General features: G+C 42.0%; 12 protein-coding genes. 3 read left to right on the top strand and 9 right to left on the bottom strand.

The genetic code is table 11. The annotated features are described in order from the left end of the window. Positions 1 to 79: 79 nt before the first annotated feature. From ACFSQ3_RS08175 to ACFSQ3_RS08160, 4 genes are read right to left on the bottom strand one after another with little or no spacing between them, the layout of a single operon-like run. Positions 80 to 1,372, bottom strand: coding sequence for a M16 family metallopeptidase (locus tag ACFSQ3_RS08175; protein WP_380869050.1), 1,293 nt, complete (start codon positions 1,370 to 1,372; stop codon positions 80 to 82). Beyond that, the gene (locus tag ACFSQ3_RS08170) at positions 1,362 to 2,618 is read right to left on the bottom strand and encodes a M16 family metallopeptidase (protein ID WP_380869049.1); all 1,257 of its coding nucleotides are present in this window, start codon (positions 2,616 to 2,618) and stop codon (positions 1,362 to 1,364) included. The genes ACFSQ3_RS08175 and ACFSQ3_RS08170 overlap by 11 nt, the downstream gene beginning before the upstream one ends. Before the next feature lie 15 nt (positions 2,619 to 2,633). After that, complete coding sequence (hemF, locus tag ACFSQ3_RS08165; RefSeq protein WP_380869048.1) at positions 2,634 to 3,527, bottom strand: oxygen-dependent coproporphyrinogen oxidase; 894 nt, start codon at positions 3,525 to 3,527, stop codon at positions 2,634 to 2,636. A 9-nt stretch (positions 3,528 to 3,536) separates the two neighbouring features. Beyond that, positions 3,537 to 4,547 (bottom strand): NAD(P)H-dependent glycerol-3-phosphate dehydrogenase, encoded by a 1,011-nt coding sequence (locus ACFSQ3_RS08160; RefSeq protein ID WP_380869047.1) that lies wholly within the window; start codon positions 4,545 to 4,547, stop codon positions 3,537 to 3,539. 820 nt (positions 4,548 to 5,367) lie between these two features. Here ACFSQ3_RS08160 and ACFSQ3_RS08155 point away from each other — a divergent pair. Further along, positions 5,368 to 6,810, top strand: a complete 1,443-nt coding sequence (locus ACFSQ3_RS08155) for an alkaline phosphatase (protein ID WP_380869046.1) — start codon at positions 5,368 to 5,370, stop codon at positions 6,808 to 6,810. 6 nt (positions 6,811 to 6,816) lie between these two features. On the opposite strand, the gene ACFSQ3_RS08150 is transcribed toward ACFSQ3_RS08155, so the two are convergent. Genes ACFSQ3_RS08150 through ACFSQ3_RS08140 form a run of 3 tightly spaced genes read right to left on the bottom strand, consistent with a single transcriptional unit; the run spans position 6,817 to position 12,701 of the window. Then, on the bottom strand, positions 6,817 to 8,280 hold the full coding sequence (locus ACFSQ3_RS08150) for an efflux transporter outer membrane subunit (RefSeq protein WP_380869045.1): 1,464 nt from the start codon (positions 8,278 to 8,280) through the stop codon (positions 6,817 to 6,819). A 1-nt stretch (position 8,281) separates the two neighbouring features. Beyond that, positions 8,282 to 11,479 (bottom strand): efflux RND transporter permease subunit, encoded by a 3,198-nt coding sequence (locus ACFSQ3_RS08145; protein ID WP_380869044.1) that lies wholly within the window; start codon positions 11,477 to 11,479, stop codon positions 8,282 to 8,284. A gap of 55 nt (positions 11,480 to 11,534) precedes the next feature. Then, complete coding sequence (locus tag ACFSQ3_RS08140) at positions 11,535 to 12,701, bottom strand: efflux RND transporter periplasmic adaptor subunit (protein ID WP_380869043.1); 1,167 nt, start codon at positions 12,699 to 12,701, stop codon at positions 11,535 to 11,537. Positions 12,702 to 13,024: 323 nt separating this feature from the next. Here ACFSQ3_RS08140 and ACFSQ3_RS08135 point away from each other — a divergent pair, with 323 nt between their 5' ends. Together ACFSQ3_RS08135 and ACFSQ3_RS08130 are read left to right on the top strand one after the other, a co-directional pair. Then, positions 13,025 to 14,077: a L,D-transpeptidase gene (locus ACFSQ3_RS08135; protein WP_380869042.1), complete on the top strand. Its 1,053-nt coding sequence runs from the start codon at positions 13,025 to 13,027 to the stop codon at positions 14,075 to 14,077. Positions 14,078 to 14,322: 245 nt separating this feature from the next. Further along, positions 14,323 to 15,120, top strand: a complete 798-nt coding sequence (locus tag ACFSQ3_RS08130; RefSeq protein WP_380869041.1) for a murein L,D-transpeptidase catalytic domain family protein — start codon at positions 14,323 to 14,325, stop codon at positions 15,118 to 15,120. Between the two features lie 19 nt (positions 15,121 to 15,139). Here the strand turns inward: ACFSQ3_RS08130 and ACFSQ3_RS08125 are convergent, their stop codons facing one another. Both ACFSQ3_RS08125 and ACFSQ3_RS08120 read right to left on the bottom strand, forming a co-directional pair. Then, complete coding sequence (locus ACFSQ3_RS08125; protein ID WP_380869040.1) at positions 15,140 to 15,904, bottom strand: MBL fold metallo-hydrolase; 765 nt, start codon at positions 15,902 to 15,904, stop codon at positions 15,140 to 15,142. After that, the gene (locus ACFSQ3_RS08120; protein ID WP_380869039.1) at positions 15,901 to 16,173 is read right to left on the bottom strand and encodes a hypothetical protein; all 273 of its coding nucleotides are present in this window, start codon (positions 16,171 to 16,173) and stop codon (positions 15,901 to 15,903) included. The genes ACFSQ3_RS08125 and ACFSQ3_RS08120 overlap by 4 nt, the downstream gene beginning before the upstream one ends. Between the last annotated feature and the right edge of the window lie 32 nt (positions 16,174 to 16,205).

Here is a 16,205-nt window from a genome sequence, read left to right as displayed (position 1 = left end):
CTGCACACATAAAAAAAGGAAAGACGCTTGTCTTTCCTTTTTTTATTGCCTTAGCCTAGCCGCTGTTGGCAAGATGCTCCTACATCTTACCAACAATTACTTTTGCCATTGCGTCGTATTGTAAATATTTCCCTGCAATATCACGCACCTTGATTGCATCCATTTCATGAATTACTTGCGCATAGTAGGGATAGTAATCTAAATCCAACCCCGCATAATACACCGCTTTAAATTTATCGGCATGAGAGAATATCGATTCCAGACTACCTAGCATGGCTCCAAGCAGGTAATTCTTCACCAAAGAAACTTCACCATCATCCGCTAGTTTATCCTGCAACACATCCATTTCCTTCTTGATTTCATCAAGCGCACTCTGCGTAACCTCCGCTCCTACTTGTGTAGCAATTGCAATCATTCCCACATGCTGAAAACTGACAACAGAAGAACTTATCCCATATGTATAACCCTTATCTTCGCGAATATTACGCATCAAGCGTGAACCAAAATATCCACCGAAAAGTGTGTTTACAAATTGTAGTGCGGGAAACTCCGGGTTTGTACGTTGTAATCCCCAACTTCCTAAACGAATAGCAGATTGTAGTGAATGGACACGTTCTTGATAAATTAAATCCGTAGAATATGCCGACATTGGCCGAAACGACGTTTCTGACGGCTTAGATTCAATGTTCTTCAAAGAAGACCATCGCTCCCCGAAGTAATTATTCGTTTGTTGGAGTAATTCTTCACTGACATTTCCAGAAAGAAACAACGTACAGTTTTCAGGCCTCATCTGAGAAAACATTAGTCGATGCAACTCCTCCCGATTTAAAGCATCTAACGAAGACTCAATAGTTACCCGACCATATCTATTTTCACCAAAAAGTTGTTGGTAAAATGCGCGTTTCGCAATAAACTCATTTTTCTCCAAGGAGATCTGTAAACTATGTTTGTTCGTTCGTTTGTAGGTCAGCAACTCGGATTCCGGAAGCTGTGCATCAATAAATATCTCATGCAAAATCGGAAGAACCTGATCGACATATTTACTTAACGTGTACAACGTAAACGAAGTATAATCGAAGCTAAATTCGGGAACTAGATATGCGCCGTAATAGTCCACCGCTTCGGCTATTTCTGCGCTGCTCATCTTACTCGTCCCTTCGCGCATCATCGCACTTAATGCCATGTTTTGCAGTGGATCCTCTTTTTGCGAATCAAATACGTTTTTAAAAACAAATTCCGCTTTCACCAAAGGTTGATCGGGCGCATGAAAGGTAAAAACACACAATCCATTATTCCAAATGTAAGATTGTGGTTCGACCAACCACATTCCTTGTATTTCGTAAGCAGCGGGTGCCACTGTTCTATTCAGCATGGGCTTCTGATTTTTTTGCGTAATAAGATAATGTAGAAGAGTTTTCCGTACGGAACACATCATTAGCGACGCGTTTTATATCCTGCGCAGTAATGGCAATATATTTATCTACTTCCGTATTATATTCCGAAGCATTGCCGAGCAATTCGAAATACGCCAGATTCATGGCCTTGTCCAAAATGGATAATTCGGCGAAAACCATCGTAGATTCGACTTTATTTTTCACTTTCTGTAATTCATTCTCCTCCGCCAATTTGGTTTTCAAAAGATCTAGTTCAATCCAAAGGGCTGCTTCCGCGTCAGATAGCGAAACACCGTCTGCAGGTTTACCTTCAACCACAAATAAATTGGTATCAATACTGCCCATCAGATAAGCATTTACTTCGGAAAATAATTGCTTCTCCTTTACTAATTGCTGGTATAGGCGGGATGATCCGCCGCGCGATAATAAATCCGACAGCAGATCCAACACTTGATAATCGGCATGTAGACGATCTGGTCCGTGAAAAGCAATGTAGATGCTGTCCGCAGGAACATCTGCCTCTGTAGACTCACGCCGTGCGATGGTTTGAGGACTTTCTTGCGGAAGGTTGCGTTGCTTGACAGTTTGAGCAGGAATTGTATCGAACCATTTTTCCACCAATTTCTTGACTTCGTCTGTCTTCACATCTCCAGCAACAACCAAAATGGCATTTGCGGGATGATAATGCGTTTTGAAGAAATCCTTCACTTCGTCCATCGTAGCATCTTCGATGTGCTTCATGTTTTTGCCAATCGTTGCCCAACGATATGGATGCGTTTTGTAAGCCAACGGGCGCAGACGCAACCAAACATCTCCATAAGGTTGGTTTAAGTAACGCTGCTTAAACTCTTCCAATACCACGTTCCGCTGCACTTCCAAACTTTGCTCATTAAATGCCAAACTGAGCATTCGATCACTTTCCAACCAGAGTGCTGTTTCTAAATTGACTGCTGGCAACGTGATGTAATAATTTGTAATATCATTGCTAGTGAATGCATTGTTCTCGCCGCCAACACGCTGCAAAACCTCATCATAATTCGGAATATTAACTGATCCGCCGAACATCAAATGTTCGAAAAGATGGGCAAATCCGGTGCGTTCTGGATCTTCATCGCGCGCACCTACGTCATACAGAACGTTGACGCAAGCCATTGGCGTAGTCGGATCTTCATGCACCAATACGCGAAGACCGTTTGCCAACACAAACTTATCGTAGTTTACCATGTAAAAGCTTAAAAGTTAAACCCAGTTAATATCCTGTTTCAGCAGAGCCAACGTTTGCTCTTCTGCCGAACCGGCGATGGGTTGATAATTGTAAATCCAATTCGCTTGCTCAGGCAAACTCATCAGAATTGATTCAATGCGGCCATTAGTCTCCAACCCAAACTTGGTTCCCGAATCGTACACCAAATTAAACTCAACATATCGACCGCGTCGGATCAATTGCCATTGCTTCTCCGCTTCAGAAAATGCCTTGTGTCGAGATTTGTTAACCAGATCAGCATACACTTTCGGAAACAACCGACCTAAATCGCAAGAAAAAGCAAAAATGTCTTCATAGTTCAGGCCGGTATTTTCAGGTGTAATTTTGTCATAAAATATACCACCAATACCGCGGGTTTCTCGTCGGTGTTTGATGTAGAAATAGCGATCGGCCCACGCTTTATACTTTGCATAAAACTCAGGATGATAATCGTCGCAGACTTTCTTTAAACTTTGATGGAAGTAGCTGGCATCTTCGCGATCCACATAATGCGGAGTCAAATCAATTCCGCCTCCAAACCATTTTATTTCGTCATTCAATTCGAAATATCGGATGTTCATGTGAATAATAGGAACCCAAGGATTATTTGGATGAATAACGATGGAAACGCCTGTAGCGAAAAAATCTTCTTCTTCCACGCCAAACGATCGTCGAATCGGTTCCGGCAATTTGCCATGAACTTCCGAGAAGTTGACGCCGCCCTTTTCGAAAATGTCGCCATGTTGAATGATGCGCGTGCGTCCACCGCCACCGCCATCGCGCTCCCAATTTTCTTCCTTAAATGTAGCTACGCCATCCACCTTTTCTAAGGCTTCCGTGATCTCTTGTTGTATTTGTTTATAGGTATTCGCTATATGCTCTCTATTCATGAGAAATAATTAGGTAAGCTTCTCTGCTAATTTTTTAATCTCTTGCATCGGCTGGCCGTTTTGATAAAGAATTTGATACACCGTTTGGCAAATCGGCATATCCAACTGATGCTCCGCAATAATCGATTGTATACATGCGGAAGCGTAATATCCTTCAGCAACCATATTCATTTCCACTTGCGCCGACTTTACGCTGTAACCTTTACCGATCATCGCCCCAAACGTTCGATTACGGCTAAATTGTGAATAGGCAGTAACCAACAAATCACCTAAGTAAGCCGAATGGTTAATATCGCGATCACTTGGATCCAATGCTTCCACAAAGTAATCAATTTCACGAATCGCATTGGATACTAAAACTGCCTGAAAATTATCACCAAATCCCAATCCATGACAAATGCCGCCGGCCAAAGCAAAAATATTCTTCAATACCGCTGCATATTCAATACCGATGATATCGGAGGACAAAATGGTTTTGATGTAGCGCGTTTCTAGTAATGAGGCTACCGATTGGGCGTGATCAGAAGTGCGCGAAGCGATGGTTAAATAAGAAAGCCGTTCGGAAGAAACTTCCTCCGCATGACAAGGACCGCCAACTACCACAATTTGTTCTAAAGGAACCTGATAGACGTGCGCCAAATAGTCGCCAACTACCATGTTTTCTCCTGGTACAATTCCTTTAATAGCAGAAACGATTACCTTACCAGCAAAATCGCTCGCTGATAGTGGCTCTAAAACAGATTTTAAATACGCGGCAGGCGTATTCAATACAATAATATTCGATTGGGCAAATACCTGCTTTAAATCCGAAGTAACGAATTCATCTTCAAAATCAACTGCAACAGAACTCAAATAACTTGGGTTATGTTTATATCGGCGAATGTGTTCCACATCCGCTTCTTTGCGAACCCACCAATAGATTTGTTTCGTTTGCTGATTGTCGGATAGCATCTTAATCATGGCCGTTGCCCAACTTCCGCTACCAATTACTCCTATATTCATTCCTGATTTTCGCTGCATGTAATTAAGTCGCAAAGGTACACATTCCCAAGGAATACTGCCGATCAACGAATTAACGGATAAAATATCCGATCATCACCACGATTTACTAAGGAGGTAACATCGTTATTAACCATACGGTTTGTAGTTAAGAATGTAAAGTTGTTGGGTGGTAAATGTATGAAGGTGTTGAGTTGTAAAGTTGTGGAGCTACTTAGTAACTAGATCGCTTCACCACTCGTGCCTCGGGTTCGCGATGACGGATAACCACCCATATCGTCACTGCGCGGAGGTACGACAAAGCAGTCATTGATAGATGTTAATAGCATTCAATAAGTTCATCGAATAGTTTCTATATCAAGTTTTGAGATCGCTTCACCGCTCGTTCCTCGGGTTTACGATGACGAATAACTACCCATATCGTCACTGCGCGGAGGTACGACAAAGCAGTCTTTGATAGATGTTAATAGCATTCAATAAGTTCATCGAATAGTTTCTATATCAAGTTTTGAGATCGCTTCACCACTCGTGCCTCGGGTTCGCGATGACGAATAACCACCCATATCGTCACTGCGCGGAGGCACGACAAAGCAGTCTTTGATAGATGTTAATAGCATTCAATAAGTTTATCAAATAGTTTCAATATCAAGTTTTGAGATCACTTTACCACTCGCGCCTGGGGTTCGCGATAACTGTGTTTACTAAGTTTATAAACCTATTAACAAATATTAACTTCACTCAACCCCATCAACTTCACTCAACCCCAAAAACATACCTATCTGCTTATTTGATAATATAGCCTTAATATTCAGCTCATATCTTTGCAGAAAAATCCGAGAACATGAAAAAACATTCAATTTATCTTCTATTTTTATTTGTATTCCTAGCAAGCGCGTCCTTTGCTCAAAACAGACCGAAATATATTTTTTATATGATTGGCGACGGTATGGGATTAAACCAAGTCCATATTGCAGAAAGCTATGCGGCCGCAATTGAGAGCCGAAATACCGTATTTCCCTTAACGTTCACCCAGTTTCCATTTGCAACATTTGCGACATCCTTTTCTTTATCGCACGGTGTGACAGATTCGGCAGCAGCAGGAACTGCTCTTTCTGTTGGTAAGAAAACAAAAAATGGCGTGATCGGTATGGATTCTAGTAGAAACGAAACCTACAAAAGCATTGCTTATTTCGCGAAAGAAAGTGGCATGAAGGTCGGCGTTACGACCAGCGTAAGTATCGATCATGCAACGCCGGCGGCATTTTACGCTACGCAACCGGATCGCGGGATGTACTACGAAATTGGACAAGATTTGGTAAAATCTGGATTCGATTTCTTCGCAGGAGCCGGCTTTTTGAGTCCAGAAAAGAATCATAAAAAGGAAGATGCACCGTCGTTATTTCCACAATTTGAGAAAGCTGGATATACATTAGCATATGGATTAAATGATTATAATACCAAAGCAAAATCAGCGACCAAAATCATTTTGATGGCCGACAAAGGAGCATCCAACGAATCCTTAACGTACGCCATTGATCGCAAACCAGAAGAATTAACATTACAACAAATCACGGCATCAGCCATCCAAACTTTGCAGAAAGATAATGATAATGGATTTTTCTTAATGGTTGAAGGCGGAAAGATCGATTGGGCTTGCCATAGTAACGACGGCGCTACAGCAATTCAAGAAACATGCGATTTTGATGCCGCAGTGGCAGAAGCATTTCAGTTCTACAAACAACATCCAGAGGAAACACTAATCATTGTTACAGCCGATCACGAAACAGGCGGAATGGTTTTAGGGAATGGTAGTTCAACCCTTCGATTAGGTAATATTCAGCATCAAAAAATTTCTCAGGGAGCGTTAAGTCAAAAGATTTCCGACTTACGCAAAGCTTCGCCAAACGCTTCATGGGACCAAGTAAAACAGGTACTTCAGGAAAATATCGGACTTTGGAATGAGATTAAACCGACTGAACACGAGGAAAGCGACATCAAAGAAGCTTATCAACGAAGCTTCGTTCAACACAAAAACGAAACGGAAAAAAGTTTGTATGCTATTGACGATCGCATTGCAGCCTTAGCCGTTAAATCCCTAAATCGTGCTTCCAGCATTTCTTGGGCTTCCGGCAATCACTCTGCAGCGTACATTCCAATTTATGCTATTGGCGCAGGCGCCAATCTATTCAGCCGAAAAATGGACAATGTTGACATTCCAACCAAAATTGCCGAAGCAGCTGGCTGGAAAATGTCAACATCGAAAGTTTCTGTTAAGAAAAAATAATTTTGGCTATCGCCAACCGCCGCCCAAGGAGCGGTATAAATCGATATAGGAAGCTAGGTATTGCTGACGCAATTCCACCAAAGCCAAATCACTGTCCAAAGCGCTGCTTTGGGCGGTGATTACCTCCAAATAAGAAGCATACCCTCCTTTGAAAAGCAAACCAGCATTGCGAACGGCCAATTGCGAATTACTTACACGTTGCTTCGCAAATTCCAGTTGCTCTCGCTGTTTACCCACGGTTATCACTGCATCAGAAACTTCGCCAACCGCCTCCAATACGGTTTGTTGCAAGCCAATCTCAGCTTGTTCACGCTCCAGCCTGGCTACCTCATACTCTGTTTTCAAACGTCTATTTTGGAAGATCGGTGCTGTCAAATCTCCGCCAATCTGTCCTAGCAACGCGCCGGGAATATTGAACCAGTTCTTTGGAAGCGCTGCATTTACACCAAAGCGCCCACCTAATGTTAGGGATGGATAACGCATCGCTTGTTGCACATTCATGTTCGCATTTGCTGCAATTAAGCTTAATTCCGCTTGTCGAATATCTGGGCGATTACGAATAATCTCCAGTGGAGAACCTAAAGAAACATCGGTCGCATCATCCAATAAATTATCGAAGCTTGTTCCTCGGTTGATTTCAGCAGGCATTTCGCCTATCAAAACACGAAGTGCGTTTTCTTGCAAAGCGATTTCCTGTTCGAGTTCCGGAACCAACGATGCCGCCAACAATCTTTGAGATTCTGTTTGCTGAATCGCTAATGCAGTAATTTCACCTGCTTCGTACTGCAATTTGATGATCTGCAATGTGCTATCATTCAATTGTACATTTCGCTTGGCTACTTCAATCTTTGCATCTAACATCAACAAATTGAAATATCCACTCGCAACACGCGCAATCAAATTCGTTTGCACAGCCTTACGTGCTTCATGCGTTTCAAGATAATCTGCGACCACCATATCTTGGCGATTTCGGATTTTGCCCCAAATATCTAGTTCCCAACTAAATGTAACATCTGTTCCGAAAAATGAGTTCAACAGATACATATTTTCCGGTTGCTCACGCTGTCCGTTACCATAGTATTTCGATGGCGGTGCTGAAATGTAATCTCGAGATACCCATTGCCTGCTAGCATTCGCCACGCCAGCTTCTACCGATGGTAAAAAGTTCGCGCGGTTTTGTCGAACCTGCTGATCGGCAATATCAATATTTAATATCGCAGTTCGCATATCATTATTATTAACCAGCGCGGAATCAATTAAGTCCTTTAATATAGGATCTTGAAAAAATGTGCGCCAATCAATACGACCAATACTAATCGTATCTGCAAAATATGCAATCGTATCGCCACGATATGTTTCGGGAAGATCCAAATCAGGTTGCGTATATTTCTTTCCGACTTTACAGCTTTGCACACCAAACAAGATGCACAAAGCGAGTCCAAATAATCCAAAAATTATATTGTTTCTCATATTATGCTACCTCCTCCTCATCTTTAAATTTGTCACGCACTTTTTCGTCCAATGTTTTGAAAACGATAAATAACATCGGGATAATGAAAATACCGAATATAACACCCGAAAGCATTCCACCTGCTGCACTAAAACTAATGGAATGGTTACCAATTGCAGACGGACCTACAGACCACATCAATGGCACTAAACCGGCCACGAATGCCAAACTCGTCATTAAAATAGGACGTAAACGCAAGCGAGCTCCCATAATAGCGGCGTCCACAATGGTCAATCCTTTATCTCTTTCTTGCACGGCAAACTCAATAATTAAAATCGCGTTCTTAGCCAAAAGTCCGATCAACATAATCAAACCTACCTGCACATAAATATTGTTTTGCAAGCCAACCAAACCGATCGTGGCGTAAACACCAACTAGACCAACCGGAATGGAAAGAAGCACCGCAAAGGGTAAAATGTAGCTTTCATATTGTGCGGATAGCAGGAAATACACGAAGAGAATACTCAGAATGAAAATCAAAATCATCTGCGAACCGGATTGACTTTCTTCGTAACTCATACCCGTCCACTCGTAGCCGTAATTTCCGGGCAACTCAGCATCCGCAAGTTGTTCGATCGCTTCCATTACATCGCCGGAACTATATCCAGGCGCGGGCGTCGCATTTACTGCAATAGCGTTGTATAAGTTATATCTGGTAATCGTTTCTGGCCCAACGGTTTTGTCCAGATTAATCAAAGTATTAATCGGCACCATCTCTCCAGCTTTATTTCTTACAAAAATAGAATTGAAGGATTCTGGATCCTTTCTAAAATCGAAATCCGATTGAATGTACACACGATATTGTCTTCCGAATCGACTAAAATCTCCCGCTTGCACACGCGCATAATATGAACGTATGGTTGACATCAGCTCGCGCACATCTACACCCAAACTTTTTGCTTTCACTACATCGATATCTACTTCATATTGCGGGAAGTTTGATTTGAAGGTGGTGTAAGCATTATCGATTTCCGGGAGCGTATTTAGCTTATTAATGAATGTATCGGCGATCATATTAAAATCGCGAATATCACCTCCCATCCTATCTTGCAATACCATTTCTATACCGGCGAAATCACCAAAACCTTGCACCGTCGGTCGAGCAAAAACGGTAAAGTTTGCTTCATGGATTTGGGAAAGATCTTTACGAACCGTGTCCATAAAAGATTCGATGCTCTTCACTCCATTACGTTCTGCATGAGGAAACATATTAATGTATCCGGCTGCGAACGCTGGACTGGCACTTCCGTCCAAAGCATTGAAACCGGAAACGGTAGTCATCCCGTAAACATCCTCACGCTGACGTAAAATACTATCCGCACGACGCAGCACTTCTGTAGTACGTGCTAGGGAAGCACCCGGAGGCATGGCTAGATTGTAAGTAATAAACCCATCATCTTCCGTCGGAATAAAACTTTTCGGTGAACGTGATAATAAAAATAGGCCCAACGCGCTAATCAACGCCAATCCTGCCCATGCGACCTTTTTGTTGTTGATTAAAAACTTAACAGCAACGATGTACTTGTCTGTAAAACGATCAAACGCAGCGTTGAAAGCGATAAAGAAACGATCACGGTAGTAGGCAAACTTATTTTTCTTTTTCTCAGCTTCTCCGACTTTTTGTGTATCTTCCGAATGTCCATCCAGCCCATGCGCGGGAGGTGCTTTCAGCAACAATGCACACAATGCAGGGCTCAATGTCAAGGCATTTAATGCGGAAATTAAAATCGCTGTTGCTAAGGTGTACGCGAACTGTCGATAGAAAATCCCGGCCGGACCTTCCATAAATCCGACTGGCAAAAATACCGCTGCCATAACCATGGTAATGGAAAGAATGGCGCTGGTAATCTCGGACATCGTCCGGATGGTCGCAGCTTTCGGTTTCAAACCTGTGCTGTGCATTTTATGGTGTATTGCCTCCACCACGACAATCGCATCATCTACCACGATACCGATGGCAAGCACTAACGCAAACATTGTCAATACGTTTAGCGAGAAACCGAACATTTGCAGGAAGAAAAACGTACCTACGAGTGACACAGGGATTGCGATAGCTGGAATCAAAGTTGATCTCAAATCTTGCAAAAAGATAAATACGATAATGAATACCAAAAGAAAGGCTTCAAACAAAGTATGTTGCACTTGACTGATAGATTCGTCAATCTGTTCGCGAACGGAATAGGTAATTTCGTATTTAATACCATTTGGGAACGAACGAGCTTGCTCTTCCAATACTTTGCGCACTTCCACGTCAATATCGTGCGCATTCGAACCACTGGTTTGAGTCAAGTTGAGTGTTAAGCCCGGATTTCCGTTTACTTTATTATCGGAGTTTAAGTTGGTGGCACCGAACTCGATCCTGGCAACATCTCTTAAGTAAAGTACAGAACCATCGGTATTGGTTTTAACAACCATATTTTGGAACTGTTCTGGATGCGTGAATCGACCTTTATGTCGAATAACTGTTTCAAAAACCTCTTCTGACGTTTCGCCAAACTTTCCAGGTGCCATCTCGAAGTTCTGATCACCGATAGTTTTCATCACATCTTGAGGAACCAAATTATACAAGGCTAACTTTTCTGGATTCAACCAAAGGCGCATTGCATAATCCCTTGCACCTAAACGCGCCACCTGTGCCACGCCATCTACACGAAGTAATGGGCGCATCAAATTAATCTGCGCGTAAGCTTGCAAGAATGTTTCGTCGTAAACGGTATCGCGGTGATCCGAATACAAGTTAATCGTCATGATGACACCGCTTTGCCGGGGCATCGTAGTAATTCCGGCCTCATTTACTTCTGCCGGAATTTGGCTGATTGCTCGCGATATACGTGTCTGCACGTTTACTGAAGCTACATCCGGATTCGTTCCTGTTTTAAAAAATACGGTAACTGTTCCAGCGCCGGAATTCGAGGCGTTGGAACGCATATAGGTCATATCTTCGACCCCATTGATCGCTTCCTCTATAGGAAGCAAAACGCTTTTAGCAACGGTTTCCGCATCAGCACCCGGATACGTTAACGTTACCACAACGCTAGGTGGCGCGATCTCCGGGAAACGGGTTACGGGAAGTAATTTCATTCCTACTAATCCCAAGATGACCAACACGATGGATACCACCGTGGCCAACACTGGACGTTCGACAAATACTTTTAGCATATTTTGATTTTAGATTGAAAGAATAGAAACAGCTTGATACAAAAAATATCGATCGCTATTTCTTGATTGGAATGATGGTTGATCCGTCCGTAAGCTTGTCAAACCCACTCATTACAACACGATCCCCTTCCTTTAAACCTTCAGAAATGATGTAGTTGTCTGCACTTTTGCCGCTCACTACCACGTTTCTACGCTGCACTTGGTTGGAGTTATCCACCATGTATACGAAAGTTCTATCTTGTAATTCGTTGGTAGCCAATTGAGGCACTTGAATCACTGCTTCTTTCACTTCGGTAATCTTTAAGGTACCGCTACTTCCAGAACGTAAGATGTTATCTCTGTTGGCGAATGTTGCACGCAAGGAGATCGCTCCAGTGCTACGATCTACCTGTCCATTAACGGCATCTACCACACCTTTAATCGGGTATTCCTCTCCGTCTGCAAGCATCAGCGTAACTTTCGGGAAGGTCAACTTATTATTACGGTCATAAACGCGGCCAGCAATGCTATCTTTTTTCGCTTGTGCCTTAGAAAAATACAAGAAATCAGATTCGTTCATCGCGAAGTAGACATACACCTCTTGGATATCTGATAAAAAAGTTAACGGTTCGCCGTCGCCTTTAGTGACCAAGTTACCGACACGATTAGGAATACGACCTATGTAACCACTTACCGGAGCGGTAATCAACGTGAAATCCTTATTGATCTGCGCACTACGAACGGCAGCTTGCGCTTGCTCTAAAGTTGCTTGTGCTACCTCATAATCCGAACGCGCAGCAGACAATCGCACATCAGAAATTACGTCATTATCGACCAATGGCTTCAAACGATCTACTTCTAATTGTGCATTTTTCAATTGCGCCTTTGCCACTTCAGCGGTAGCGATCATGTTATTTAGCGTTTCTTGATAAGCAGATGGATCAATGCGAAACAATTTCTGTCCTTTCTGTACATAAGCGCCTTCGTCCACATAAATCTCTTTCAACAAACCTTCCACTTGAGAGCGCACTTCTACGTTTACTTTACCCTCAATAGTTCCCAAGTAATTTTTTACAGTTACTGCATCAGTTCTTTCCACGACATGTACGGGTAAAGCTAGAGCTTTTTCCGAATTTTCTTTCTCTTTAGATTCGCCTTGACTACAGCTATCTAATACGGCAATCGCGCACAAGCACGCGACGAACAATTGTGGCCTAAACCATTTCATTTTTATATCTGGCATATATTTGTTTTGGAGGTAACGTTTTTATTACAATTCAATACTATAACCCCGAATATCTGGATTTATTGTGTAAAATCACAGAAATTAACGATGCGTTAACATGATAAGTGTGTATAGTTAACACTTAGCTTAATTTCACAAAAAACTAATATTAAGCGAATTACATTCATTTTATAACATAATAATTATCGATTTTAAATATCGCACCAATCGGTTTAATTTCATTTCTTGGATAATATACGTTATCACGTAGATATTTGGTCGGCTTTTTGTTTTAATAACAGCACAATGCTATCATTTAGTGTAATTTCCACGTATAATATATGAAAAGACCTTTTTACCAAATCCAACTAATCATCTTATCGTTTGCACTCGGCTATACGCTAACATCTTGCCAAAACAACACACCGGAAGAGAAGAATATTTCCGAGGCTGAAAAAAGATCTGCAGACTCTTTGGCGAGAGTCGAAGCAGAGGCGGAAGAAGTCAGGAAGAAACCGCTAACCGCGGCTGATATTACACTATCTAAAGATCTACAGTATGACAAGCACACACTTGAGGATTCCTACGCCTATGAGGACACTACGCGTGTTTTTCAATGGGAGAAGATAAAAGAAAGATTGGCTGACGTGGAAAATTTTCAGCGTATGCCGCACAAATACGGTGTGTTACAGAATCACAAGAATAAAAACAAAGAAGCTCCACTCGTAAAAAACTGGAAGCGTAATGCGTATAAACGTGTAGCCGATACCTTGGGAACTGAGCGTTGGCAAGGCATTCCGCTATATGCGATCGATGAACATGATGCGCCAGTTATTTATGGCCGCGATGGACATTTGGTGATCATTACAAGTAATGACACAACGGATATGATGTCGATCGAAGGAATATCGTTGTCCGGAGAATTTGATGTGCCAAAGCGTTATGTGAAAGCTTTAGGCGACACAGTCATTTTCGATCGCGTAGCGGTGGTAGATGTGACCAACCAAAATATTGCGACGTTTGAAAAGACGGATAAAGGAGCTTGGAAGGTGTTAAGTATGAATCCAGCAACGAGTGGCATGCACAAGCCACCATTCTCTACCGAAACTCCTTTAGGTGTGTACGTTGTGCAAGAAAAGAAAGCGAAGATGATGTTTTTAAAAGATGGAACATCGAGCATTCAAGGTTTTGCGCCTTATGCGTCACGGTTTAGCAATGGTGGTTACATTCATGGCGTTCCTGTAAACAATCCGAAAGGAAGCATTGTCGAATATAGTTGGTCGTTAGGAACAATTCCACGCTCACACATGTGCGTCCGCAATGCCTCATCTCACGCAAAATTTGTATATGACTGGACAAAAACATTATCCTCACTGATTATCGTGATTGAATAATAAAAGCATCTTTTAACCGATCTTATAAACCATTAGGCTGACTTCGTTTCGGAGTCAGCCTATTTTTGTTTACATAAGTCGAAAATACGTGTTTAAGCCAAAGCTCGACCAATCTAGCTTATTTCTCGTAGGGAGTAAACCGCATTTAGCATTTGCGGCAAATACCTCATTTGACAGTATTTAACACAATGGTAACTTCTTTATTACTAAATTTGCTCATTCACAAAAAAGAGGATGTTGGGATTATGAGGAAGATTTTTTTTGGAGTTATGCTGTGTGTGGGATTAATGTTTGTAGCATTTGCCAGTTTTAAAAACCGATCAATCGATCAAAATACTAAAATTTTAACAGTAATAGATGTCGAGAAACCTGCGCCGTTCGATCATATTCGTGCGTTGTACGACAGCTTACATGTAGATAGTATTTTGAGTTATGTTGCTTTTGAAGAAGCTATGTATGGAGCGGAAGCTTTCGATAAAGCGAAGCGCAAAGATATACTTACCGTGATCGACTTTACGTTACCATCTACGGAAAAGCGGATGTATGTATTGGATTTGAAGCATAAAAAATTACTATATCACACCGTTGTCGCCCATGGACGTAATAGTGGAGATAATTATGCCACGAACTTTTCCAACAAACATGGATCTTATCAAAGCTCCTTGGGTTTTTACTTAACTGCTGAAACTTACCAAGGTGGAAATGGGTACTCGTTACGTTTAGATGGTTTAGAAAAAGGTATTAATGACCAAGCTCGTGCACGCGCTGTGGTTATGCACGGCGCCGATTATTGCAATGTTAACTTGGTCAAAAGCATGGGAAGATTAGGTCGTTCGTATGGTTGCCCTGCTTTACCACGCGAACTGAACACGGCGGTGATTAATACGATTAAGGGTGGATCAATGTTATACATTTACGCCAACAACAAAAACTACATGGCAAGTAGTACGATTATGAAAACAAAATTGGCGGCGTCTAAAACCATGTTAGCGCAACATGATGAGGTCGAAAACACCTCTTCACCTACTGTTGTACTGAATTAATAAAGGAAATAAGAATACATTAGCATTCTATCTGTAAGCCATCGTAGGCCATTGATACATGCGGCGGAAGTTCTTGCTGTATCTCATCATGGCGCCCAAAACGATGGCTTACGTGCGTAAAATAAGCTCGTTTGGGTTTTAATCGATCCACCACGTGTAGGGCTTCCTGTAATGTGAGGTGAGATATATGCGGCTCCCTTTGTAGCGCATTTAGAACCAAAACTTCTACTCCATCCAATAATGCAAACGATTCTTCGGAAATAGTTTTAGCATCCGTTACATAGGCGAACGAACCCATTCTAAAACCTAAAACGGGCATGCGGTAATGCAATACCTCAATCGGTATTATTTCCGAACCCTTTAGATTAAAAGGTTTTGTAGGATAAATCTCTTCTAACTCTAACTGCGGAACTCCGGGATAACGATAATCCGAGAAAGCATAATAAAACTCACGCTTAAGCGCGTCATGCGTTTCCTTTGTGCCGTAGATGGGAATAGATTCCTGTTGCAGATAGTTGAATGCGCGAACGTCATCTAAACCCGCGATGTGGTCTTTATGTGAATGTGTCATCAATACGGCATCCAAACGCGTTACATTTTCACGTAACATTTGCGTTCTGAAGTCCGGACCGGTATCCACCACAATTTGTTTCCCGTCAATAGACAACAAAATAGAAGAACGCAAGCGCTTGTCTTTCGCATCGGTAGAGCTACATACATAACAGTTGCACCCAATCATAGGTACGCCTTGCGAGGTTCCGGTGCCTAGGAAAGTAACTATCAATTGGACATCTCCTTTTCCTGAATTTGTTGGTAATAGTCTTGCTGTTGTTCGTTTAACAATTCGACGTCGAGTTCCAAGGTAAGCAATAGATCTAGGAGCGACTGTATCTTTACCTCCACATTTGCAAATTTGTTGACCACTACCACCTTGGATGTTTGCAAAATACATGCCCCAGTACGAAAGTTGCCCTTCTCATATCGAACGCGATAACCGAAACCTTTCAATAAATCTTCTAATTTGCTTAGTTGATTCGTGAGCGATGATGCCATAGTAGTTACAATTTAATATGTTTTTCAGCGAA

This window comes from Sphingobacterium corticis (assembly GCF_042684745.1).
GTDB classification, from domain to species: Bacteria; Bacteroidota; Bacteroidia; order Sphingobacteriales; family Sphingobacteriaceae; genus Sphingobacterium; species Sphingobacterium corticis.
This window is presented reverse-complemented; position numbering and strand designations above follow the sequence as displayed.